General features: G+C 42.3%; 23 protein-coding genes and 2 tRNA genes. 16 read left to right on the top strand and 9 right to left on the bottom strand.

Annotated elements, in window-relative coordinates:
- Positions 1–79 precede the first annotated feature (79 nt).
- A complete protein-coding gene (locus C0582_05280) occupies positions 80–2,797 on the bottom strand; it encodes a DNA polymerase I (GenBank protein PLX29290.1) in 2,718 nt (905 codons plus the stop codon).
- Positions 2,798–2,903: 106 nt separating this feature from the next.
- On the opposite strand from C0582_05280, the gene C0582_05275 reads away from it, so the two are divergent.
- The 4 genes from C0582_05275 (at position 2,904) to C0582_05260 (ending at position 6,606) form a co-directional block, all read left to right on the top strand.
- On the top strand, positions 2,904–4,313 hold the full coding sequence (locus C0582_05275; GenBank protein ID PLX29289.1) for a deoxyribodipyrimidine photolyase: 1,410 nt from the start codon (positions 2,904–2,906) through the stop codon (positions 4,311–4,313).
- The gene (locus C0582_05270) at positions 4,313–4,864 is read left to right on the top strand and encodes a 5-formyltetrahydrofolate cyclo-ligase (GenBank protein PLX29288.1); all 552 of its coding nucleotides are present in this window, start codon (positions 4,313–4,315) and stop codon (positions 4,862–4,864) included. The genes C0582_05275 and C0582_05270 overlap by 1 nt, the downstream gene beginning before the upstream one ends.
- A 63-nt stretch (positions 4,865–4,927) precedes the next feature.
- The gene (locus C0582_05265) at positions 4,928–5,731 is read left to right on the top strand and encodes a TIGR00282 family metallophosphoesterase (protein PLX29287.1); all 804 of its coding nucleotides are present in this window, start codon (positions 4,928–4,930) and stop codon (positions 5,729–5,731) included.
- A gap of 110 nt (positions 5,732–5,841) precedes the next feature.
- Entirely contained in the window at positions 5,842–6,606 is a 765-nt protein-coding gene (locus C0582_05260; GenBank protein ID PLX29286.1) for a hypothetical protein, read from the top strand.
- Between the two features lie 230 nt (positions 6,607–6,836).
- Here the strand turns inward: C0582_05260 and C0582_05255 are convergent, their stop codons facing one another.
- The 6 genes from C0582_05255 to C0582_05230 all read right to left on the bottom strand — a co-directional run bounded on the left by C0582_05255 (position 6,837) and on the right by C0582_05230 (position 14,311).
- Positions 6,837–7,157 (bottom strand): hypothetical protein, encoded by a 321-nt coding sequence (locus tag C0582_05255; GenBank protein ID PLX29285.1) that lies wholly within the window; start codon positions 7,155–7,157, stop codon positions 6,837–6,839.
- A 7-nt stretch (positions 7,158–7,164) separates the two neighbouring features.
- Positions 7,165–7,974, bottom strand: coding sequence for an enoyl-[acyl-carrier-protein] reductase FabI (locus C0582_05250; protein ID PLX29284.1), 810 nt, complete (start codon positions 7,972–7,974; stop codon positions 7,165–7,167).
- 99 nt (positions 7,975–8,073) lie between these two features.
- Positions 8,074–9,249 (bottom strand): Na+/H+ antiporter NhaA, encoded by a 1,176-nt coding sequence (nhaA, locus tag C0582_05245; GenBank protein PLX29283.1) that lies wholly within the window; start codon positions 9,247–9,249, stop codon positions 8,074–8,076.
- Positions 9,250–9,268: 19 nt separating this feature from the next.
- A complete protein-coding gene (locus tag C0582_05240) occupies positions 9,269–14,032 on the bottom strand; it encodes a hypothetical protein (GenBank protein ID PLX29282.1) in 4,764 nt (1,587 codons plus the stop codon).
- Positions 14,033–14,097: 65 nt separating this feature from the next.
- A tRNA-Gly gene (locus tag C0582_05235) sits at positions 14,098–14,172 on the bottom strand.
- A gap of 62 nt (positions 14,173–14,234) precedes the next feature.
- Positions 14,235–14,311, bottom strand: a tRNA-Met gene (locus C0582_05230).
- Positions 14,312–14,457: 146 nt separating this feature from the next.
- Between C0582_05230 and C0582_05225 the strand changes: the two genes are divergently transcribed.
- From C0582_05225 to C0582_05205, 5 genes are all read left to right on the top strand, one after another.
- Positions 14,458–15,420: a hypothetical protein gene (locus C0582_05225; protein PLX29281.1), complete on the top strand. Its 963-nt coding sequence runs from the start codon at positions 14,458–14,460 to the stop codon at positions 15,418–15,420.
- A 44-nt stretch (positions 15,421–15,464) separates the two neighbouring features.
- Entirely contained in the window at positions 15,465–15,920 is a 456-nt protein-coding gene (locus C0582_05220) for a hypothetical protein (GenBank protein ID PLX29280.1), read from the top strand.
- The gene (locus C0582_05215) at positions 15,904–16,572 is read left to right on the top strand and encodes a hypothetical protein (GenBank protein PLX29279.1); all 669 of its coding nucleotides are present in this window, start codon (positions 15,904–15,906) and stop codon (positions 16,570–16,572) included. The genes C0582_05220 and C0582_05215 overlap by 17 nt, the downstream gene beginning before the upstream one ends.
- A 48-nt stretch (positions 16,573–16,620) precedes the next feature.
- Positions 16,621–16,851 (top strand): integration host factor subunit beta, encoded by a 231-nt coding sequence (locus tag C0582_05210; GenBank protein ID PLX29278.1) that lies wholly within the window; start codon positions 16,621–16,623, stop codon positions 16,849–16,851.
- 84 nt (positions 16,852–16,935) lie between these two features.
- Positions 16,936–17,805, top strand: coding sequence for an acetyl-CoA carboxylase carboxyl transferase subunit beta (locus C0582_05205; protein ID PLX29277.1), 870 nt, complete (start codon positions 16,936–16,938; stop codon positions 17,803–17,805).
- 13 nt (positions 17,806–17,818) lie between these two features.
- On the opposite strand, the gene C0582_05200 is transcribed toward C0582_05205, so the two are convergent.
- Positions 17,819–18,457 carry an alpha/beta hydrolase gene (locus C0582_05200; GenBank protein PLX29276.1) on the bottom strand — a complete coding sequence of 213 codons (639 nt, stop codon included), beginning with the start codon at positions 18,455–18,457 and terminating at the stop codon, positions 17,819–17,821.
- A gap of 91 nt (positions 18,458–18,548) precedes the next feature.
- On the opposite strand from C0582_05200, the gene C0582_05195 reads away from it, so the two are divergent.
- From C0582_05195 to C0582_05165, 7 genes are read left to right on the top strand one after another with little or no spacing between them, the layout of a single operon-like run.
- Positions 18,549–19,013, top strand: coding sequence for an Rrf2 family transcriptional regulator (locus tag C0582_05195; GenBank protein PLX29275.1), 465 nt, complete (start codon positions 18,549–18,551; stop codon positions 19,011–19,013).
- Complete coding sequence (locus C0582_05190) at positions 18,994–20,115, top strand: cysteine desulfurase (GenBank protein PLX29274.1); 1,122 nt, start codon at positions 18,994–18,996, stop codon at positions 20,113–20,115. The genes C0582_05195 and C0582_05190 overlap by 20 nt, the downstream gene beginning before the upstream one ends.
- Positions 20,116–20,126: 11 nt before the next feature.
- Positions 20,127–21,344 carry an IscS subfamily cysteine desulfurase gene (locus C0582_05185; protein PLX29273.1) on the top strand — a complete coding sequence of 406 codons (1,218 nt, stop codon included), beginning with the start codon at positions 20,127–20,129 and terminating at the stop codon, positions 21,342–21,344.
- A 31-nt stretch (positions 21,345–21,375) separates the two neighbouring features.
- Positions 21,376–21,762 carry a Fe-S cluster assembly scaffold IscU gene (locus C0582_05180; protein ID PLX29272.1) on the top strand — a complete coding sequence of 129 codons (387 nt, stop codon included), beginning with the start codon at positions 21,376–21,378 and terminating at the stop codon, positions 21,760–21,762.
- Positions 21,763–21,770: 8 nt separating this feature from the next.
- A complete protein-coding gene (locus C0582_05175) occupies positions 21,771–22,106 on the top strand; it encodes a Fe-S cluster assembly scaffold SufA (protein ID PLX29271.1) in 336 nt (111 codons plus the stop codon).
- Positions 22,063–22,578, top strand: coding sequence for a hypothetical protein (locus tag C0582_05170; GenBank protein PLX29270.1), 516 nt, complete (start codon positions 22,063–22,065; stop codon positions 22,576–22,578). Before C0582_05175 ends, C0582_05170 begins: the two co-directional genes overlap by 44 nt.
- Positions 22,562–24,391: a Fe-S protein assembly chaperone HscA gene (locus tag C0582_05165; protein ID PLX29269.1), complete on the top strand. Its 1,830-nt coding sequence runs from the start codon at positions 22,562–22,564 to the stop codon at positions 24,389–24,391. Before C0582_05170 ends, C0582_05165 begins: the two co-directional genes overlap by 17 nt.
- Here the strand turns inward: C0582_05165 and C0582_05160 are convergent.
- Positions 24,388–24,882, bottom strand: coding sequence for a hypothetical protein (locus C0582_05160; protein ID PLX29268.1), 495 nt, complete (start codon positions 24,880–24,882; stop codon positions 24,388–24,390). The two genes, C0582_05165 and C0582_05160, sit on opposite strands and share 4 nt — an antisense overlap.
- Between the last annotated feature and the right edge of the window lie 7 nt (positions 24,883–24,889).

Below are 24,889 nucleotides of genomic sequence, written 5' to 3'. Positions count from 1 at the left end.
TCCTAATTATTAACACATTATATTGGCAAGTTATTGCTTGCACGTCAAGACTGACTTTATCCTTTCCTGTTTCAACCACTCAATGAGCTTCAGCCCAATTTTGACCCGTGCCGGCATCTACAACCAATGGCACAGAGAGGCTGGCTTGTTGCTCCATCAGTTTTTTTGTTTTTTGGATGAAATCTTCAACCTGATCAGGGCGTACTTCAAAAATGAGTTCATCGTGCACCTGTAAAAGCATATGCGCATCAAAATGATACTGCTCTATCATGTGGGGTATTTTAGCCATGGCCCGCTTGATGATATCTGCATTGGATCCTTGGAGAGGGGCATTGATGGCTTGTCGTTCCGCATAGTTCTTCATCATCGGATTTTTAGACGTAATATTAGGAACGTAACAAGGTCGATCAAACAGCGTTTTGACATATCCATGATGGCGGGCTTGTTCAATGGTGTGTTCCATATACAGGGTGATACCGGGATATTGCTCTTTGTACCGCTTGATGTATTCATTGGCTTCAGACATACCAATGTTCAGTTGACGGGCTAGACCATAGCCACTAATTCCATAGATGATACCAAAGTTAATGGCCTTTGCTTGACGCCGTTGCTCTTTCGATATCTCTGCATAGGGCACATCAAAAACCTGACTTGCTGTCAGGCAATGAATATCTTGATTGGCTCTGAAAGCATTTTGCAAAACCTCAATGTGGGCCATATGGGCGAGGAGTCTGAGTTCGATTTGTGAATAATCCAAAGCCACCAGCGTGTAGCCAGAAGCTGGAATAAACGCTTGCCGAATTTGTCGGCCTATCTCTGTGCGAATGGGAATATTCTGAAGGTTTGGATTTGTCGAAGAAAGCCGACCTGTCGAAGTTAAGGAGAGGGTGTAATTGGTATGAACACGCCCTGTTTGGGGGTTGCACTCACGCAACAGTCCTTCAACATAAGTTGATTTCAATTTGGAAAATTGCCGCCACTCCAGAACGTCTTTGGCAATTTGATGGCCGTCATAGGAGAGTTTTTCGAGCGCATCAGCGCCGGTTGCATAGGCGCCTGATTTTCCTTTCTTGCCTCCAGGTAAACCAAGCTCTTCGAATAAGACAATGCCAAGTTGTTTGGGGGAGCCGATGTTGAAGGGCGCGGCCGTTTGAGCATAAACTTTTTGCTCGAGTCCGATCATTTCATGATCAAATTTTTGCCCGAGTTTGGTAAGTAATGCTTGATCAATGGTAATCCCGCGGCGTTCCATTTGAAGAAGAACCGAGATCATAGGACGATCAACAGTATAATAAGGCGTATAGAGATGATGTGAAAAGAGCTGCGTTTGATATAGCTTCCATAGCCTTAGGGTATAATCAGCATCTTCAGCAGCATAGGTAATGGCCTGGTCGATGGGAACTTTGGCAAAGCTTTCGGCCAACCCTTTTCCGACCAAATCTTTGAAGCCGATCATGGGGTGATCAAAATACTTGCTGATCAGCTCATCAAGACTTTTTCCTCCAGATTCCAAGAGCGCTGCCATGATGAGGGTATCGTCAACAGGGTTAACATGAATGCCGATATACCCTAGAACATGGGCATCAAATTTGGCGTTATGCGCAATCTTAAGAATAGTGGGATCTTCGAAAAGGGGTTTTAATATCTCTACAACTGTTTGGATGCTGAGTTGCTGATTTGTCTGTTGGTTTAAAAGGGTGCTCTCTGTTTGATGAGCGAGGGGAATATAGCATGCTTCACCCTCAGAAATGGCCAGCGATAAACCAACAATTTTGTCATGGTGCACATCAAGACCTGTGGTTTCTGTATCAAAAGCAACATAGCCCATTTTCTTGACCTTAGCAGCCCAAGAGCGCAAGGCCTCTTCAGTTGTAATCCCGCTGTAATTTGCTTTAACTTTAGGCTTGGCAGGAGTGGGGAGTGCCTCCGATTTTCTGTTGACTTGGAGGCGCGCTTTAATTGATTTAAATCCTTGCATGTCTAAAAACTCGGCCAATTTTTCTTCATCCATTGGACCTTGAACAAGATTATCAATCTCCCTTAAACTTGGAATATCTCCACAGAGTGAAACCAATTCACGCGATAGCTTGGCTTGAGCAAAATTATTCCTTAGCGTTTCTCGCCGTTTGGGTTGTTTGATTTGATCTAAGTTTTCAAATAAAGCATCAAAACTTCCAAAATCATTGATAAGCGTTGCAGCGGTTTTGGGGCCAATGCCTGGCACACCAGGCACATTATCAGAACTATCCCCAGCCAGCGCTAGAACGTCTCGAACTTTTTCAGGTGGGACATTGAATTTTTCAAACACTTGTTTTGGATGGATGTAGGTGCTTTTCATGTGATCATACATGGTGACATTCTCTGAAACCAATTGCATGAGGTCTTTGTCAGAGGACACGATGGTGACATGATAGCCTTGTTGTCTGGCTTTGTGGGTATAGGCTGCGATGAGATCATCTGCTTCGTAGCCTTCTAGCTCTAGCGTTGGGATTTGAAAAGCGTCACAGGCCTCTCGCATTAGGGGGAATTGGGGCACAAGATCTTCGGGGGCTTCACTTCTATTGGCTTTATAGTCAGGATAAATGGCATGGCGGAAATTCCGGCGTTTACTGTCAAAGACCACCGCTATGTGATGGGCTTTTAAATTTTCCCTTAAGTTTAAAATCATGTTGGTAAAACCTAAGACGGCGGAAATAGGTGTGCCATCAGGCCTGGTTAAGGGAGGTAAGGCATAATAAGCCCGAAAAATAAAGCCCGAGCCGTCAATCAGAAAGAGGTTCTTGGGGGTGTCTGCCATTAGAGGGGTGCCTTTTTAAAGATTAACTTGCGATGAATGTGGCTCAAAAAAACCCATTAAAATTTATTCATTTAAGGTGTACTATGACCATAAAAACGATTCAAGTATGTCGACACAATTAGTTTGGTTCCGCAACGATTTAAGATTAAAGGACAACCCTGCTTTCTATCAGGCTGCCAATCTTGGCCCCGTTTTAGCTGTGTATATCGACAGTTGGCCCCGGCCCGATGGCAGTAACAGCACATGGTGGCGGCACCAAAGTTTACTCAAGCTTCATCAAGACCTGAAAAAGCAAGGGGGTGGACTGGTGTATCTTAAGGGAGAGCCTGAAAAATGGATCCCCCAAATAGCCAAAGAGTATAATGTTTTGGGCATTCATTGGAATCGGCTCTATGAAAAGCCAGCCATTGAGAGAGATCAACGGTTGAAGCAGTCTCTGAAAGAGTTGGAGGTTGATGCTCATTCTTATAATGGCTCTCTGTTGTTTGAGCCGTGGACGGTTCAAACCAAACAAGGCGACTTTTTTAAGGTCTTTACCCCTTTTTGGAAAAACTGCCTTGAGCATGAAGATCGAATCGGCCCTGATTTGCCTGCGCCTGACAAAGTTGAATTTGCCAAACATTCACTGGAAGAGATTTCTATCAAGGTTGATGTGAAATGTCCAACGTCTGATCGCGTGGGCGATCCTGATGAAAAAGCAGCCTGGGAGAAGCTTGAAATGTTTGTTGAGGATCGTCTTGAAAATTATGCCACAGGACGCGATATGCCAGCTGAAAAATCAACATCAGAGCTTTCAGCATACCTACGATTTGGCAACATTTCACCCAGACAGATCTGGCATTATGTGCGCAACAAAGCCAGTGGCAAAGCCATGCATAAGTTTTTATCCGAAGTTGGTTGGCGTGAATTTTCTTATAATTTACTTTATCATTTTCCTGAACTTGGCAAAGTAAACTATCAGTCTAAATTCAATGCTTTCCCTTGGCGTCAAAAGGAAGACTATCAAGAAGATTTGAAACGCTGGCAGCAAGGTAAAACAGGTTACCCATTGGTGGATGCCGGCATGCGTCAACTTAACCAATCAGGCTATATGCATAACCGGATTCGAATGGTGGTTGGGTCTTTTTTAACGAAGAATCTCCTGATTCCATGGCAAGAGGGGGAGGCCTATTTTTGGGAACATCTCTATGATGCAGATCCCGCTAGTAACACCGCAAGTTGGCAATGGATTGCTGGATCAGGCGCCGATGCAGCTCCTTATTTTCGGGTCTTTAATCCTGTCTTGCAAAGTAAAAAATTTGATCCAGAGGGTGCTTACATCCGCTCATGGGTGCAGGAGTTGAAAGGCATTGATGACGCTGTGATTCACGCGCCCTGGGAAAAGGAAAGTGATATTCAAGAAAATTATAAGGTTGTTCTGGGGAAAGACTACCCTAAACCCATGGTTGATTTGAAAGCGACGCGCGATCGCGCACTGTCAGCTTATGAGAAAATTAAAGAAAATGCTGACAACTGATGAAAGAAAAATGGCGTAAGCAGTATCGGAACCAAAGGCGTATCTTTCAGGAAACCGCTCCCAATCTTCACAAAGACTATAGCTTAGAGATTGCGAAAAAGCTGACGCAGATTTTGCCTGATGAGGGACTGGTTGCGAGCTATCTTGCCTTTGATGCTGAGGTGGATTTGACATGGATCAATGCGTCTTTGATGCAGCAAAATCGGCTACTTCTTCCTGGTGTGCATGATTCTTATCAGGCGCTTCACTTTTTCCACGTGACAGAAAAAACGGCCTTTAAAACATCTTCTCATGGCATGCAAGAGCCCAAGTCAACGGATAACGCTTTATGGCCGGATGTTGTTCTGGTGCCGCTTGTTGCCTTTGGCCCCACAGGCGTGCGTTTAGGGTTTGGTAAAGGGCATTATGACCGCACCTTTTCAAAGGTGGAGAAACGACCTACTCTTATTGGCATTGGTTTTTCAATGAGTTATTGCTCAGCCTTAACTTCAGAGACGCATGATATTCCTTTGAACATGGTTGTTACAGAAAAGAGGGTTCATACTTATTAAGGATTTTTTTGCTGATTTGAATTATTTCTGGTACCGTTGGGGCCACAAGTACTAAGAGAGAATATGAAAATATTGGTTTGTGGTGATGTGGTTGGTAAGTCAGGTCGTGAGGCGATAAAGTCTTATATACCAGAACTACAAAAGAAACATAGCCTTGACCTCATCATTGTAAATGGTGAAAACGCCGCCCATGGGTTTGGCCTTAATCAAAAAATTTGCCAAGAATTCTATGATTGTGGCGTTGATGTGATTACAACCGGCAACCATGTGTGGGATCAGCGAGACTTTGCTCATGATATCGAGAACAATCCTACCGTCATTCGTCCTTTAAATTATCCTCAGCAAGCACCTGGCAAAGGATATGTGGTTCATAAATTGGCCTATGGAAGAAAAGTTTTGGTTATTAATGTGATGGGTAACTTGTTTATGGATAGCCTGAACCTTGCTTTTCCAGCCGTTGAAAATGTTGTTAACTTTTATGATCTTGGAAAAGATGTTGCCGCTACAATTGTTGATGTACATGCTGAGGCAACCAGTGAGAAAAATGCCATGGGCTATTTTTTGGATGGCCGTGTGTCTGCTGTTGTTGGAACGCATACGCATATTCCTACATCTGATACAAGAATTTTACCAAGAGGAACGGGGTACCAAACGGATTTAGGCATGTGCGGTGATTACAATTCGGTTGTTGGTTTTTGCTCAGAACAGCCTGTGAAACGCTTTCTTAAACATGGACCGACAGAGAGATTGTCACCAGCCGAAGGCCCTGGAACACTGAGTGGTACGTTAATCACCACAGATGATGAAACAGGGTTGTGCCGGGAAATCCTTCCCATTGTTCAAGGGCCCCACCTTATTAATCGATAGGTTTGCATCTGTTTTTTTGTAGGATAAGGCGCTTTCTGATGATAATGTAAACGTTAAAATAGTTGATATTTTAATATCCTCTTGATGAGTAAAGCAGGGACATCGGGCTTATGAAAAAATCTTTCTTTTTTATTTATGTGTTTTTAGTGTTGTTTTTTTCTGTTGTATCTTTAGAGGCTGCCCAAACCCTTGGAGGATTTGGATCAAGCCCTTCTGGTATAATGGGAGGGATGTTTGGCTCATCTGGCCCCCAAAAAAAACCTAAGGTTGTAATGAAGCCGGCTGTTCGGTATGCCATTGAAAATTTTGATATTGGCATTGGTTATAAAAATGGCACACCTAATGTGGTTTCGACGCTTGATTGGAAAAATATACATGTGATGGGTGGAGGGCTTTCAGGGGAGGCTGAAGCCATGGGCATTCCAGTGATCTATGAAGTTTTTTATGGTGTGCTGCGCAAAAAAGGAAAAATGATTGATCGGGATTATTCAGGGAGTAATAAAACACTGATGTGGTCGGAGTCTCAGAGCAAAGTTGTAGGATCGGCACTAGATGGAAGTGTGGGGGCTGCTTTTTTAGATGCGGATCAATTTAGAGCGCTTGCTGGGGCATTCTATACAAGCCGTGATTATGAAATGCGTGATACAAAACAAACGGTCTCGAGCCAAGCCAATTATAATATTTTCCCGAATAATGGGGCCAACAACGCCCCTCCTGCTGTTGGGACAGTATTCAGTGGAAAGCGTGGCACTTATAAAATGAAAATTTATGGCCCGTGGGTCGGGGGAGATATGAACTTGGAAATTAGCAGTAACGTTAAAGGACAAGGCCTACTTAAGCTGATGTATGGTTGGTTTAAAGGAAATGGTAAATGACCAAGTCACTCTTATCGTGATTCTAGCAATACCTATGGCGGGGAAGCCAAAGTTGGGGTAACCGCTCAACTCACGCAGACTTTTAACATGTCAGCAGATGTTGGTATGAAATACTTTAAGATTAAGCGCGGGTCCGTCAAAACCAATCAGCAAACGTTAGGGGACTATTTTCGCGGTGGAACGTTTAAATCCTATTCAGCTGCACTGGGCGGCACCGTCAAACTATAGTTTTAAATGATATAGTCAGCCTGATGGCTCAGGCTGACTAAAAATCGCCTAACAATTTCTGAAGACATTTGAATGGCAATAAATAGCACAATAAAAGAGAGATCAATGCCTCCTGGAGAAGGCACAAATCTTCTTATTTGTACCAGGATCGGCTCAGTAATCGAGGTAAGGAACTGATTGACAGCGGCAAAAAAGTTGCTGTCCGGGCGAATAATTCCAAAAAGATAAAGCCAGCTTAACAGGGCATAGGCGAGCAGCAGGACCTTATATCCAGAGAGAGCAAATAATAAAATCTTTAATAATGGATAGAGTACTGCATTCATGGTGGTTTTAGCGAACGAGAGGGATATCTTCGGCTTCAATTGCTTTCATACCCACCACGTGATACCCCCCATCAACGTGAAGGTTCTCACCTGTGACACCAGCACCTAGATCACTTGCTAGGTAGAGGGCAGATCCAGCAATGTCATCCATTGTTGTGTTGCGGCGTAGAGGCGCATTTCTTTGGTTCCACTGAAGAATGTAATTGAAATCACCAATTCCTCTAGCCGCCAATGTCCGCATGGGGCCTGCTGAAATAGAGTTAACTCTGATTTGGTATTCTCCAAGGTCGGCCGCAATATATTTTACGCTTGATTCAAGAGCAGCTTTTGCAACACCCATAACGTTGTAGTTGGGCATCACTTTCTCAGCACCATAGTAACTCATGGTTAAGAAGCTTCCACCCTTTTTCATAAGGGGATAAGCACGTTGACAGACAGCTGTGAAAGAATAGCATGAGATATCTAATGCAGTGTTAAAGTTGCCGCGGCTTGTATGGCAGTATTTGCCTTTGAGTTCGTTTTTATCAGAGAAAGCAATCGCGTGAACAACAAAATCAAGTTCACCCCATTTTTGCTGAATGTTTTCAAATGTTTGGTCAATGTCAGCGTCATTGGCAACATCGCAGCCAATGATATAATCTGATCTAATGCTTTCTGCCAGGGGTTTGACCCGACGCAAAAGTAGATCATTTTGATAGGTGAATGCAAGCTCGGCGCCATTTTCGGCAAAAGCTTTAGCGATGCCCCATGCAATTGAAAATTCGTTAGCAACCCCCATAATGAGGCCGCGCTTACCTTTAAGAAGTTGATGATTCATAGAAGTTCCTACTTAACAAAGCCTTATAATAAATATGGGATTTAACATAGCAGACTTGAATTGAAATTAAAATCTGTTTAGCAAATATTTTTAATAAACTCAATACTGAATCCGGGCTTTTGCTGGAATAAGCTTCAGGATGCTGTATCCTAAAATGGCTGAGGCAGATGACCCCAGTAAGATGCTTAATCGTGCCCGATCAAGAATATCAGGATCGGTAAAGGATAAATTGGCAATGAAAAGACTCATGGTAAACCCGATTCCCATCAGTGCTGAGAGACCATAAAAGTGGGACCAGCGAATGTTATCAGGAAGCGTGCAAACACCCAGGAGTTTCGCTATTCTCACACTTCCAAAAACACCAATCTGACTACCAAAGAACAATCCCGCCATGATTCCATAGGTCATGGGATGTGTGAGGTTTTCAATGGAAATATTTGTGAGAGGAATACCGGCATTCGCCAGCGCGAAAAGAGGTAAAATAAAACCCATGACAACGACATGCAGCTTTTTCTCTAACGTGATCAACATAGACTTATTTTGCTTATTGGCTTTTATAGGAATGAAAAAAGCGAACATAATTCCTGCGAGGGTTGCATGAATGCCGGATTTTAGGATCAAAACCCACAACAAGAATCCCAAGGGTATATAAAAGCCTGTGACACCTATGCCTCTTCGGTTCAGGGTCCATAAACCAAAGAGAGGAATTATTGCCCATAGTAAAAAACTTATGTCTAAATGGGGTGTGTAGAAAAAGGCAATGATAATGACGGCAGCAATATCATCAATAATTGCCATGGCTAAAAGAATGATTTTAAGGGATTGAGGCACTTTTGAAGAAACGAGAGATAAAAGTGCAAGTGCAAAGGCGATATCCGTTGCAGCAGGTATGGCCCAACCATTAGCATAGGCTGATGCACTGTCAACAAACAGTTTATAAAGTACAATTGGTATGATAAGCCCTCCCATCGCACCTATCGCGGGGAGTAGTGCTTTTTTGAAAGAGTTGAGTTCTCCTTGTAAGAGTTCCCGTTTGATTTCCAAACCAACGTGCAAGAAAAAAACTGCCATTAATCCATCGTTGATCCAGAGCGATACGGACTTATTAATTGTCACCACTCCCAATGGCAGAGAAAGCTGGGCTGAAAACAGATCTGTATAAAGAGGGCGCCAAGGGCTGTTTTGCCACACAAGAGCAATAATGGTTGAGATAGTTAGCAAGAGGCCCACATTTTTGGGATTATGAATGAATGTTTTGACTGATTGATATTTCATGATTTTATCCTATTTATGACTATTCCTGCATCAGGGATAACAGAGAGTTTAATGCAATTCTTAGCATGTCCATGGTTATTTTTTGACAGCCTATAAATTCTTTCATGAGTTTCTGATACTCCTTGACTTGAGCTTGATCTTTCCAGTTTTCAAAACAATGGGACACAGAGGATTTTTTGGAGGGCATCTTTGATAACACCTGTTTTGTTAATTTAAAATGAGCTCTGTCAAGTTCAGTTTTGATCTGTGTGATATTCTTTTTTCGCCATGGATCATCTGTTCTCAGAAGCTCATTTTTTTCATGGAACCAAGGAAGGTGAAGGAAGCCATTCAGCATAAAAAAGATTTCAGCGACCTTGAGAAAATCATGGTGTTGTTCTTGACTGATTTTTAGAAAAACCCAGGCGTATTTTAGATGACGATTGGCTAAAGCATGATGTACTAATTTTTCAGGAACGCCTTTCTTTAGATAGGCGCCCTTGGCTTTTTCGAGTTCTCTCAGGGAGAGCTTATCGAGTATTTGAGGGAGTTTTTCTCGTAAAGCAGAAATTTTTTGATGGGTGTGTGTGATTGTGGTTTCTAAATCAAAATTTTTCTTTTTATGCACCTCTAAATTTGACACAGCCCATATCACGCAGTAATCCAGTGCCGTCATCAGCTCAAGGGTTAATTTTTGTTGGGAATCAAAGGGGATATTTGCTTTCAGATCATTAATCGCTTGGGAGAGATTTTTGATACTCAGGCTATCTCGAATCAGATAATAATAGAGTAATATAATCTCAGCTTCTGCGTTGGTTATTGACATGATCTCTGTTAGGTAAGACGGACCTTGTTGATTCACAACTTCATTACAGATAGATGTCGTAATGATCTCTTTTTTTAATGGATGCTCTTCTATAGCCCAGAGATACTTCTGAGACAGTGCTTTTGGAAAGTAGTCTTTCAGATTTTTCACAAAATATCTTTGCTCAAAGAGGCAACTTTTTAAAACTTGATCATAGGTGAAAATTTTTCCATAGGCGAGCAAGACAGCGATCTCTGGGCGCGTCAGACCCATTCGCTCATTTTGTCTTTCAAGCATACCATCTGCACTGGGTAAAAATTCTAATTGCCGGTTTAAATAGTCTTTTGATTCTAAAAAACGCATAAAACGTTGTTGCCTACTCAGGACTTTAAGCCCTCTTTCTTGAATAATAGAAATGGCATTATTCTGAGCCGTATTATGAAATAGAACCAATTCAGAAACTTCTTCTTCCATGCCCCTGAGGAGCGTGTTGCGCTGCTGTTCTGTAATTTTTTTCTCAAGGAGAAGTTTGCGAAGAAGGATCTTGATATTAACTTCATAATCCGAGCAGTCAACACCCGCGGAATTATCAATGGCATCAGTATTAACATGTCCGCCTTCAAGCGCAAATTCAATGCGTCCAAGCTGAGTCATGCCCAAATTTGCAGCTTCTCCAACAACTGTACATTTCAGGTCAGATCCATTAATACGAATATCGTCATTGCTGTGATCATTGACACTATCTTGGGTTTCTTGACGGCTTTTTACGTAAGTTCCAATTCCCCCAAACCAGAGGAGATCAACCGGAGCTTTTAAAATTATTTTTATTAATTCATTGGGATTGACTCTTTTTTTTGAAATTTTAAGAGCTTTTTGGGCCTGGGAAGACAGATCAATTTCTCGATCAGAGCGACTGTAAATACCCCCACCCTTGGATAGCATATCCTGATTATAGTCCTGCCATGTCGACCTTTTAAGCTGAAACATTCTTTGGCGCTCATCATAACTTTTCTTGGGATCAGGGTTTGGATCAATAAAGATATGCTGGTGATTAAAAGCGGCAATCAGTCTGATTTTATCAGAGCAAAGCATGCCATTGCCAAAAACATCCCCGGACATATCGCCAATACCAACAACATCAATCGGGGTTTCCTGAACATCAACGCCGAGTTTTCGGAAGTGATGTTGAACGGACTTCCAGGCACTTTTTGCGGTAATGGCCATCTTCTTATGATCGTAACCATTTGATCCCCCTGAGGCAAAAGCATCACCCAACCAAAATTTATTTTCTAGAGCAATCTCATTTGCATAATCAGAAAATGTGGCGGTTCCTTTGTCAGCTGCAACAACAAGATAGGGGTCATAGTCATCATGGCACACAATGTTCTTAGGGTGCTTGGGCTTATCGTTAATCACATTATCGGTGATATCAATCATAACTTGGATCATTTTCTGATAGCACGCGATCCCAAAAGCTTGTTTCTCATCGCGTTCTTCAGGTTTGAATGCTTTCTTGAGAACAAATCCCCCTTTAGCGCCAACAGGAATGATGACCGTATTTTTAACCTTTTGTGCTTTCATCAGGCCTAGAATTTCAGTTCTAAAATCTTCAATCCGATCAGACCATCTCATGCCACCGCGTGCTACCTTACCCGTGCGCAAATGAACGCCTTCAAAGTCTTTGTGATAGACAAAGAGCTCAATCATGGGCTTTGGTTCTGGTAGGAAGTTAATGGAAGCACAGTCCAATTTTATAATTATGGGTGATACAGCCAACTTTCTTTGGAAGTGATTTGTACGAAGACTAGCCTTGATTAGGGTATAAAGCGCTCTAAAGATACTATCTTCTTCAAGGGATTTTAATTTTTTAAGATAACGGTCAATCTTGTAATGAAGGTGATTTAAATTTTGATTTTTAAGACTTGGGTCAAAGCGCTTCTCAAAAAGAGACCATATGATTTGGGTAAACGCTACATTTTCTTTCAAAACAGAAGAAATCAGCCGAAAACTGTAAGGAAACCGTATTTGCTTTAGATATTTGAAATAAGCCCGGAAAACATTAACCTGTGACACAGTCAAGTTGGCATAAAAGATAAGAGAATTTAAGAAGTCATTTTCGTAATAGCCCCTTAGAATAGATTGAACGCCATCCTCGATGTTGCCTAAATGATTTGGGTTTTTGCTCTTGACTTCCTGAGGGATGGAAATAATAAAATCGTGAATCGTAAATAAACAAGCTGTTCCTGCTTTATCAACTGTGTAACTCATTGCAGACTTTATGGTTAGCCCCATGAGTTCAAAAACAAGCATTAACTCTGTTAAAGGCGCCGCAGGTCCTGGATAGTAAATCTTGACTTTATATGTTTGATCCTGATGGAGTTCTAAATGAACGATTTTGTCGCCATCATTTTGAGATTGTAAGCTTTTTCTAGTATCGTAGAGGGCTTCAGTGGGCGTGTGGTGGAGCTGATAGTTTTTTGGAAATGCCTCTGAAAACTCTAATGGAATACCTTTCTCATTGAGCAAAAGGGCCTTGAACCTTTCTGACCAAGATTGTGAAGCTTCTTCAATTTCTTTTTGAAGCTCTTTTGTGTTTAGTTTGGTTTTTTGATCGGATGCTTTTGCAAGAGAAAATGAGATGCGTGCATAGGTGGTATCGGGATCTAAATTTGGTTTGTAGGAGTTGACGTGTGCTTGAAGCCTTTGTTCTAAAATAACTTGAATTTTCTGACGAAGCATATCGCTGTATTTTTGTGTGGGAAGGTAAACATACGCAGAAATCAAATGTCCAAGTGGATCAGGACGAATATAAGTGAGAAAACGATCACGATCTTGGAGTTGTAAAATGTGCCGTACAAGGGAGATTAAATCAGCATCACTGAATTGAAAGAATTCATCGCGGGGCAGTGTTTCTAGAATATGGATGATTGATTTCTGTGTATGGGTGTTTTGATGCGTTTTACTTGCTGCTAAAACGATTTCTAATTTTTGTGAAAGGAGGGGAATGTGCTTAATACTGATATTGTAGGCCGTGGAGGTCAGCAAACCAATAAACTCATATTCCCCAACAGTTTCTCCAGTATTATTAAATTTTTTGAGCCGAATAACATCCATGGGTGTTGATCGGTGGACCCAAGAGCGACTGATGGTTTTGGTGATGATAAAGAGCTCATCTGTTGGTAGAAAGTCTTGCCCTTCATCATTCAGGGTACAATTCAGCTTAAAATAACAAGAACTTTGTGCTTTGGTAATGCCAAGCTTTTGAGTGATTTTTGGGTTTTGATCTTCAAAGATATATTCCCGGAATCCTAAAAATGTAAAATGACCCTGCTCAAACCATTCCAGGAGATTCTTTATTTCACTCAGGAAAGTAGATTTAAAATGCTTTTTACCCAGATCAATATTGCTCTTGGCTTGGGTCATTTTCTTGAGCATTTCTTCCCAGTCTGTAACAGCTAGTCCAACTTGGCTGAGAACATGCTCTAGGCTCAAATGTAATTGTTTTTTTTGCTCTTTTTGAAGGTCCTGATTGATAACAATGATAATCAGAGATTCATTTTCATGTGGCTTTTCTTCGTCTGGCGCAATAAGAGAGAGATTGCCTGTATTGCTTATTTTTCGTCTAAAGATGGGGTGAAAGAAATAATCAGCATTTAGTTGTTCCAGGCGTAGACAGTTTGTAATGGAATCTACCAAAAATGGTTTATCCTGGTTGTGAATTAAAACAGCGGTTTTGTTTTTTGGTTCATGTGAGAGCATTAGAAATTCTATAACAATTTCTTGTGCGGCGGTATTCTTTATGCAGTTGACGCTTTCTGTTAACAGAAGCTCAAGGTCTGCTTTTCCAAGCTCCTCTAAGTCCTCACCACTGGTTGAGGGATCATCAAGCAAAAGAGCTAGTAAATCTTTAGGGGTGCCCGATAGCGATAAATTCTTTAAAAAAATATTTTTAGACGCAGCCCGGGGTTTAGAGTCAGGAAGTGATTTTTTTCTCATCATCAAATAAGGTCATCATTAATTTGTATAAGTGAGGTTATCAAAAAAAAGTGAGAAGGGGAAATATTTGGAGCGGGCGAAGGGATTTGAACCCTCGACCCCAACCTTGGCAAGGTTGTGCTCTACCACTGAGCTACGCCCGCTTAAATATGGCCGGATCATATCACAAAAAAAAGAGGATGCAATCTTTTTGATCCGAGTTTTTTGGTGGGCCCGGTAGGACTCGAACCTACGACAACACCGTTATGAGCGGTGGGCTCTAACCAACTGAGCTACAGGCCCTTTTAGATGCTCATTAGACCAAAGTCCGTTTTAAAGTCAAGAAAATTAGAAGCCTTATAGACATTATGGAAGCATTTTTAATAATTTTTCTTCGCCATTTGAGCACAAAAGATTTAGAATAGAAAAACATTTTTTGAGTAGATTGAATGAAAAAAATCATCCCTCTTTCTTTAATGGTGATGATGGTGTTTGGGGCTACTTCTGTGAAAGCTACAACACCAGTGGAGCTGGCTCTCATTGGCTCTGTGGCCGGTCTTGGATCCTATGCAAAAGACATCGTAGAGGGTGTGCGCCAACAACTTAAAACAGAAAAGGGCAGGCGTCAGGTTCTTTCCTGGATCCGTGATTGTGGGCTGAGTTGTTGGCATGTTTGCGCAGAGCCAAGTTTTGCTGAGCAATTCATCCCAAAAAGAAATATTGAAAGTGCCATGCATAGAGCACTTGTTTGTGGAATGAACGCCCTTGAAAAAATGGCACTTGAAAGAGCTTTTCACGAAGCAGAAGAAATGGTGGAGTTTATTTTGCCGCGGCCACAAGCCTCAGTTGCTGAAAATTCTGCTCTTTTAAGGTCAGATAAGGATGTTGATCCGATATATTATGTGGCATTTATTCGTCGGGAAGGACGTCAAATTCCTCAAGATAGATTGGCTAATTGGGCGGATAATGGACTCGCGTTCAAAAATCAAGTTGTTGACGATTTGAAGGATTTGAGTATGTCCTTTTCAGAATCTGCACTGACAGCGTGGATTCACGATGGCAATTTAGCTGAGCTTCAATTTATTCCTAGCGGTATTAAAATAAAGGACCCTGTTATGACCTATGCCATTGGTGGTGTTTCTGGTGGGTTTAGGCCTTCAGAGATGTCTGCGCCGCTTTTGATGGCTACGATTCGGGGTAAAATCCCAGTCTTACAAGCTGGAACGGCATATACAAGCCTGTTAAGTCAAGGAGAAGGTGAATCTAAAGATGATTGGAAAAGCAGGCTTCAAAGTCAGGCGCCGGATTTGTACACGTTTAAAACACACTATCTTGAAAGCATTCTTAATCCCCCTAAACGATCCCAACCAAGGCAGGTTCAATCCATGGAGGAAGAGGATCCCTTTGTTTAGCCAAACCTATTTATGTAAATAACACTTTTAGGGTTTTGATCAAAATGAAATATAAAAAATATATTTTTCTTTTAACTTTTATTCCCCTTTTTTTAGGGATGGGTGCCTCGTTTTATCCCCGGAAAAAAAAGCCAATCAATCTTGATGTTGGCTATCATTCATCAGTGTATAAGAAACCTACTAAAGGCTTGGCAAGCCGTGGCTTTCATGCACAAGGCAATAATCAGTTTCGAGCAAGCAGTTATGAAAAAAAGACAAAACCTGGATTGGGGTTAAGCTATAAAAAACAACCTATTTTTATGTTGAATCTTCTCTCAACGCAATCGGATCAATCTCCCCCTTCTTTCAATAAACAAGTGCTACGGGAAAACCAATATGCCTCTGATATTTTGAAGAGTAGGCTCAAGCAGTTTGAGCTCAAAGAAGATAAATCAAGCCGAGCGTCTAAGGATTCTGGTATTGGTTTTCGAGAGCCGTGGGCAGGTGCACCAGCCCACTGATGTGCAGATATTGTCATTGACAAAAAATGCATTAGTTCCCCATAATAATATCAACACGGAGGTTTTATTGATCAAGTTTTTATCTATTCTTATTGGGCTCTCTTTGTGTTTAATGTCTTATTCTATCAGGGTAGAAGATGAAAAATCCTGCGATCAAACCAAGCAAGAAATGCAGGAATACAAAAAACACTGTTTGATCTTAGTCAATCTGGCGAACACCTATGGTGTTCTAGAAGATGAAGATGAGCGTATCAAAAGAGAAAAAGAAAAAGAAAAGAAAAAAAAGAAAAAGCAAAGATCATATATTTCCAGCTACGAAGATGACGAAGACGAAGATGGTGAAGATGATGATGATGATTTGGATGATAAAAAACGCATTCAAGAAGATGATAATTCTCCGCTGGGCGTATTTAAAAAATTAACACAAAAGCCTCAAGGGGTGACAACTTTAAGTCGACTGGAAAAATCACACCTTCAAGCCATGGCTAAAAACTGTGAAGACCTCATAGAAGTTATCGAACAATACCAATTTGATGTGGTTAGCTTGAAAGGGCACTGGAAGGTGCTCGCTGAAAACAAAGCCGCTGCCATGAAGGGTCTAGCTAAAGCCTTTGTTTCCAGGCAGAAAAGCTATGACACAATCGTAAAGTAAAAATAGGCCGCCAAGAAGCCTAAAATATATAATAACAGGGAGTTTGCTATGACGCAGTCAGAGTTAGTTGATCGTCTTATGAAAAGGATGCCACAAAAATCAAGAATGGACGTTGAGCACATCGTTAAAATTTTCTTTGATGCTATCGTGAAAGCTCTTGAGAAAAATCATCGTGTGGAACTAAGAGGCTTCGGCTCTTTTTATGTCAAACACCGAACGCCCCGCGTTGGGTGTGATCCGCGGACAGGCAAGGCATTGAACGAAAGTCTTAATTCATAACCAAGTCATTTTTCAGCTCAAGCTATGATATTGCTTTTTTTTAATAAAGTTGATAGCTTCGGCTGACCTTATGAAGGATCATACATGAACTGGATTAGCAACTATGTGCGTCCAAAGCTCCGCGCTCTTGTAGGAGCTAAGAACGAAACGCCTGAAAACCTTTGGACCAAATGCCCCAAGTGTGAGCAAATGCTTTTCATGCGCGATCTGGAGCGCAACCACAATGTATGCACATTGTGTGATCATCACTTGCGCATGTCGGCAGAGCAGCGCTTAAAGTTTTTGTTTGATGATGGTCAGTATAAAGAAATCACCTTGCCGGAAGCTTTGCATGATCCTCTTAAGTTTAGAGACACCAAAAGATACTCTGAGCGTCTAAAAACATACCGTGATAAAACCAAGCATTCTGATGCTGTTCGCATTGCTTCAGGAACAATTTCCAATGAAAAATTGGTGATTTGTGCTTTTGACTTCAATTTCATGGGTGGATCAATGGGAATTGTTGTCGGTGAATCCATTGTTAAAGCTGCTGAAGAAGCCCTCCGCCTTAAAAAGCCGCTCTTGATTATCACGGCTTCAGGGGGCGCGCGGATGCAAGAAGGCGCTTTTTCTCTCATGCAAATGCCAAAAACCATGGTGGCTGTTGCAATGATGAAAAGTGCCGGCCTTCCCTATTTGGTGTTACTCACTGATCCGACAACTGGTGGTGTTTCAGCCTCTTTTGCAATGGCCGGTGATATAGCCATTGCTGAACCCCAGGCAATGATTGGATTTGCAGGCCGTCGAGTTATTGAAGAAACCATTCGTGAGAAGCTGCCAGATGACTTTCAAACGGCAGAGCACCTGCTTAAGCATGGCATGATTGATATGATTGTGCATCGTCATGATCTGCGAAGCAAGCTGGCTCGGATTTTAAGACCATTGAATCAGAAGATAGTCGCAAAAGCTAAGTAGCTCCTTAAACTTTTTATACTTCTTTTTTTAGATAAGATTCAATGAGCTGAGACGCCTCTTGCAGCCTGTTTAAAAAGAAATGATCTGTCCCCTGAATGGGTTCATAGCTGATCTGTATATCTTTTTGTTGTCGTAGCTTTTTGACGAGATTGTTAACGCTGGTAGGATCAACAACATCATCTTGATCTCCTTGAAGGATGAGACCTGATACAGGGCAAGGCGCTAAAAAGCTAAAATCATATTTATTTGCAGGGGGGGAAGCGATAACGAATCCGGTGATTTCTGGCCGGCGCATCAACAATTGCATGGCGATCCAGGCGCCGAATGAGAAACCAGAGATCCAAAAGTTTCGCGAATCTTTATACTGTATTTGCAGCCAATCCATAACAGTGGCGGTATCACTTAACTCACCTTCACCATGATCATACTCGCCGGTGGATTTGCCAATCCCCCTAAAATTAAACCGACAAACGTGAAACCCAGCGCGATAAAACGATTGGTAAAGGGTATATGTCATTTTATTATTCATGGTCCCGCCATGAAGAGGGTGTGGGTGCAGAACAAGAGCCGTGGGAGCTTCAGGATTGTTTATCTGAGCGTGGTGCTTTACTTCTAACCGCCCTGCGGGGCCTGGAATAACGATGTCTGCCATTGGGTGTGCCTCAATTAAACTTGACTAAATTAGTCAAGTATTTTAGTTTAAGTTCAATGGAGATTAGCTTTTTTTATAGGGAAAAACAACAATGAAGCTTGGAACACGTGGAAGATACGCCGTAATGGCCATTCTCGATTTAGCTTTGAATGAGAAAAACGGGCCCGTTTCACTTTCTTCTATTGCGGAGCGTCAAAGCATCTCTCTTAGCTATCTTGAGCAAATTTTTAATAAGCTGCGCCGTCATCAGATTGTATCAAGTATCCGAGGCGCTGGTGGTGGGTATCGTTTGAGCAAGAGCACTGGAGATATATTTATTGCAGATGTGATTCAAGCAGTGGATGAGCCTATGCGGGTCACCCGATGTGTGCCGCACAGTAAAAAAGGGTGTATGGCCAATGGTGCGCGTTGTTTGACCCATTATTTGTGGGCTGATCTTGGAGACCAAATTCTATCCTATTTACAGGGCATTTCGCTAAAAGATGCGCTGAGAAGGCATCAGTCTGGAGTGAGTGACCCCGCGTATTCTTTCATGTATGAGAGTAAAAATGCTTAAGAGGGTTTACTTGGATTATAATGCAACGGTGCCCCCGCTTCCTGCTTGTCTTGAGGCTATAAGCCATACAATGCAAACGACGTTAGGAAATTCTTCTTCAGTGCATCATTGGGGCCAAAATACCCGAAGACTTCTGGAAAGAGCGCGCAAAACACTTGCTGAAAGTATTGAGGCGCATCCAGATCATGTTGTTTTTACCAGTGGCGGAACAGAGGGTAACAACCATCTTTTGCGAGGAGCTCCTTGGCATGTTGTCTTAATGGACCCAACTGCACATGACAGCGCTTTCAAAGCCCTTGAAAAAGGAGAGATGCTGAAGGTTAGTGAATCAGGGGTGATTGATCTGGCGCACCTTGAAAAAAAACTGTCTACATGTGCTGATCAAGGATCGGTGCTGATTTCCGTTAATTCCCCGAATAATGAGACAGGTGTGATTCAACCCTTGGAAGACATTGTTCGGTTAGCGCATGCATATGATCACGTGTTCGTACATGTTGATGCTTCGCAAGCACTGGGGAAGGTACCTCTTTCATTTTCTAAACTTGCAATCGATGCCATGACTCTCTGTGCCCATAAAATGGGCGGGCCTCAGGGTATAGGTGCTTTGGTTCTACGAGAGACTATTTCTTTGCAAAGTCTGATGCGCGGGGGTGGTCAAGAAAAAAGCCGCAGATCTGGCACTGAAAACATTATGGCCATTTGTGGCTGGCAGGCGGCTTTAGAAAATATGCCTGATCTGCAGCATCTTAGAAAATGGCATGATCACCTTGAAACAGTTTTACGCACGGCAGCGCCAGAATCTGTTGTTGTTGGCGGGCAAGCGCCGCGTGTTTGTAACACAACTAATATTACCATGCCCGGTGTGCCAAACCATACACAAGTGATGTCATTGGATTTGGCCGGGTTTGCAGTTAGTGCGGGCAGTGCTTGTTCATCTGGAAAAGTTTCGATATCACGGGTTATCAAAGCGATGATACCTCAGGATTCTGTTGCTGAAACAGCTCTACGTATTAGTAGTGGTTGGCAAACAACGCAATCAGACTTAGACCATTTTTCAAAAGCCTGGATTCAGCTTTTTAATCAAACGAGACAAAATAAATAGTAGGATAGCTTATGTCAGAAAATAACCACATTTACCTCGATTATCAGTCAACAACACCCTGTGATCTGCGTGTTACAGAAAAAATGATGCCTTTTCTTTCAGAGATTTTTGGAAATGCACACTCACGGACCCATTATCATGGCTGGCTAGCGGAACAAGCGATTGAAAAGGCAAGAAAGCAGGTTGCCAATATTATTAATGCCAGCCCTAAAGAAATCATCTTCACCTCTGGCGCGACAGAGTCAAATAACTTGGCGATTAAGGGGGTTGCAGAATTTTATCGGGACAAAAAAACACATATCATCACCTGCAAAACAGAGCATAAATGTGTGCTTGAATCCTGTCGTTGGCTTGAAAGAAATGGATTTGACATTACGTACCTTGATGTAGAACCAAATGGCTTGGTAAATTTGGAGACTCTCAATAAGGCTATACGTGGAGAGACGTTAATGGTTTCGGTGATGGCTATTAACAACGAAATTGGGGTGATACAGCCGCTGAAAGAAATTGGTGCTTTATGCCGCAAGCGCGGCATCTTTTTCCATACAGATGCAGCCCAAGCTGTGGGGAAAACTCCCATAGACGTTGAGGAGATGAACATAGATTTATTGAGCATCTCAGGTCATAAATTGTACGGTCCCAAGGGCATTGGTGCGTTGTATGTTCGACGTAAGCCCCGCGTGCGTCTGGTTTCTCAGATCAGTGGCGGCGGTCAAGAGAGAGGGATGCGTTCGGGCACGCTTTCTGCTTTCTTATGTGTCGGATTAGGAGAAGCATGTGAAATTGCTCAGAAAGAAATGGCTGTAGAGTCTGCACAGATTCAAAAGTTGAGTTACCGATTGTATCAAAAGCTCAAGGAAAGCTTGCCTCAGATCTATTTAAATGGAGATCCAGTCATGCGTTATCCTGGCAACTTAAATATAAGTTTTGCCCACGTTGAAGGAGAAGGACTTATGATGGGTATCAAAAACTTGTCTGTTTCATCGGGCTCTGCATGTACATCTGCCTCTCTTGAACCTTCATATGTTCTCAAGGCGTTGGGCGTGGATGAAGAATTAGCACATACGTCTTTGCGCATTGGCATAGGACGATTTACAACCCAAGAAGAAGTTGACCAAGCAGCTGAGGATATTATCGCTGCTGTTACCCACCTACGAGAAATGAGCCCTTTATGGGAAATGGCTCAAGCCGGCATTGATTTGAAATCAATTCAATGGTCCGGTCATTAAAAAAACCAAAATATAGTACAAGGAGAGAAAAATGGCTTATAGTGAAAAAGTAATAGATCATTACGAAAAACCAAGAAATGTTGGCAGTTTAGATGCGAAGGACGATCAGGTCGGCACAGGCTTAGTGGGCGCGCCTGCCTGCGGTGATGTGATGAAGCTTCAAGTAAAAATCAGCGATGATGGGCGCATCGAAGATGCTAAGTTCAAAACATTTGGCTGTGGATCGGCAATTGCTTCGAGCTCTCTTATCACGGAGTGGATCAAGGGAAAAACCATTGATGAGGCCCTTGAAATTAAGAATAGAGATGTGGCGGAGTATTTAGAATTGCCCCCAGTTAAAATCCACTGTTCTGTTTTAGCGGAAGATGCCATCAAATCAGCGATTAAAGATTATCAAACAAAAAAAAGTCATCGTTGATTATAAAGATGGATAAATCGCCTCTTCAGATAACAGATCGGGCTAAAGATCAGATCAAAGCTCTGCTAAGCCAAAGGGAAAAACCTTGCATGGGTGTGCGCATTGGAACGCGCACCAAAGGATGTAACGGACTTTCTTACACCTTAGAGTTCGCCGAGCATCAAGAAAAATATGATGAAGTTATAGACTGTCAGGATTTTAAAGTTTTCATTGATCCTAAAACCATTCTTTTTATTCTTGGCAGTGAAATGGATTTTCAAACAACAGAGCTTGAATCGGGATTTGTCTTTAAAAACCCCAATGAAAAAGGACGTTGTGGGTGTGGAGAGTCATTTCATGTCTGATGCCGGGATCAATCCCTTTGACCTTTTTGATCTTCCCTTAACTTTACCAGTTGATTCAGAAAAATTAAAAAACACTTATTTTGAGCTTCAGCGGCAAAATCACCCGGATCAAAAGCAATCTTTAGCCACAGGAGAGATAAACGCGGGGCTTATCAATCGGTATTACACCGAAATGAAAAAAACAAGTAATGCCGCGCGCTACCTTTTGCTTCATTATGGAATTGAGGGTGACGCATCTACTCAAGATCAGGAGACTTTAATGGAAGTTATGGAGCTTGAAGAGAGACTGGCGCAACAGCCTACTGATAAAGCTGGTGTCCTTGCCGATATCAACGTGCGGATGAATCAAACCGTATCGGCTTTTCTTGACGCGCTTTCTGAAAAAGGCAATAAAGAAATTGAAAAAGACGTCTTGTTAGAGTTATGGCAGAGGTTAAGGTTTCTAGACCAGCTTATTGAGAGATGTAGCTAAAGGAAATCAAATGGTTCTTCAAATTATGGAACCTGGTCAAACAGGCAGCCATCAAAATAATAATATCATCAAAGCAGTTGGAATCGATCTGGGAACAACCCACTCCCTTGTGTCGATTGTTGATGAACAAGGTCCAAAGATACTTGAAATTGAGGGCGCCACTATTGTGCCCTCAATCGTTGCATTGGTAGAAGACCAATTTCAAGTTGGTCGAGATGCGAAGGCGCTTCAGAAAAAGGGGCATCAGCATGTGATTGCTTCTGTCAAAAGGCTTATGGATCCTGACACTCATCAACTCAAAGAAGCATTGCCCAAACTAGACTATTTACCATCAGAGGCTGGGGAAATGGCCCGTTTCACCCTTGGCAATCGCCTGAGTAATCCTATTGAAATTTCAGCAGAAATTTTAAAACATCTCAAAATCAAAACGCAAGAAATTTTAGGAGAAGAGATCAATCATGCTGTTATCACCGTTCCGGCGTATTTTTCTGAGCGTGCGCGGGGAGCAACACGGCTTGCGGCGAAGCTGGCTGGCTGGAAAGTGCTTCGGTTGATCTCTGAACCAACAGCAGCGGCTATTAAATTTGGTTTAGATCAGAAAAAAAATGGGCTGTTTCTGATTTTTGATTTGGGAGGCGGGACGTTTGATTTGTCTGTGTTAAACCTTGAAAACAATATTTTTCAAGTGCTTGCTACAGGCGGTGACACGCTTTTAGGCGGGGATGATGTTGATCGTCTGGTGATGATTGATCTGCAGCACCGCTATCAGCTTGAGACGTTGAGCCAGAACGAGGAACAGAGCCTATTACAGGTTGCCGAAGACCTAAAAAAACAGCTCACGCAGGGAGAAAAAGCTGAAAAAAATGTCTCTTTTAGGGGTCAAAACATGTCTTTTTCGATCCATTTTGACCACTTTTTGACACTTTTGAGGCCCTTTTTGGCCAAAATTGAGACCCTTTTGGACCAAACATTTGATGCTGCCAACCTATCAAAAGAGGACATCCAAGCATGTGTTTTAGTTGGAGGATCGACTCGCTTAAAACCGGTCCAAGATCTCTTAGAACAGTATTTTGGTAAAAAGCCGTTAGCCGATCTCAATCCAGATCATGTTGTTGCTGAGGGGGCAGCCATTCAAGCACGGGCCTTGATCCATGGAAGTGACTCGCTTTTACTAGATGTGATTCCGCTGTCTCTTGGCCTTGAAACGATGGGCGGCATTGCTGAGAAAATTGTGTCGCGGAATAGTCCGATCCCAGACCAAGTGACACAAGAATTTACAACCTATCAAGATGATCAAACCGCGATGTCTATTCATGTGGTGCAAGGTGAACGTGAAATGGCCTCGGACTGTCGAACGTTAGGACGCTTTAGCCTTAAGGGTATTCCCCCTCTGCCTGCAGGGTTTGCCCGCATCGAAGTGACGTTTGATGTGGATGCAGATGGGTTGCTCACGGTCAGCGCCCAAGAAAAGACGACGGGTGTATATCAATCTATCGAAGTGAAACCTGGGCATGGGCTTACGACGGCCGAAATGGAGCACATGGTTTATAGTGGTTTTAAAGCTGCTCAGGATGATATGGCGATTCGTCTTAAAGAACAAGAGTGGGTAAAACTGCAGTTTGTTTTGGATATTTGTCAAAAAATACTTAAGGCGCAGAAGGACAATCTTTCTGATGATACGTATCATCAATTAAGAGAGTTGGTCACAGAGACAAAGAGGCTGACAAAAGAGGACGGATCGGCCGATCTTTTTCGCACCTATACGGCAAAGCTTGAAAACTATTTCAGGCATTCTGAAGAGCAATCCTCTTAGGCATAAATAAAATAGAGAACAACCAAGCTGGCGAAAGCTGCTAAAACATCATCAAACATCAACGCGATGGACTTCAGGCCAGGCGATGTTGGACGCCAATTATTGATCAGGCATATCGGCCACGGCTTTATCCCGTCAAAAAAACGAAATAAAAGAAAACCCACCACCTGTGATGATAAAGCAGAGAACTGGAGCATCATGATGCCGAGAATTACAATCAATTGCCCGGCGCATTCGTCAATGACATAATCGCGCGGATCTTTGAGGTGGGGACGAATTTTCATGAGAACGGCACAGGCAAGGCTACCCAAAAATAAAACCAGTAAGCACAAAAAAAGGGATACAGGAATCCCCATCAAAAAAACAATCGGATAACCAACAAGGAGCGTTACGAATGATGCAGCGGTTCCGGGATAGGGCATGTAGCCCACATACCCCATGGTTGCAATATTTTGATAAAGAGAGAGCAGTTGTTTAGAGAGCGGTTGCATGAGGCAA

It is taken from the genome of Alphaproteobacteria bacterium (assembly GCA_002869105.1).
Lineage (GTDB): Bacteria > Pseudomonadota > Alphaproteobacteria > UBA7879 > UBA7879 > UBA7879.
Note: the sequence above shows the minus strand (reverse complement) of the source record. Positions and strands in the feature narration are given on the sequence as shown.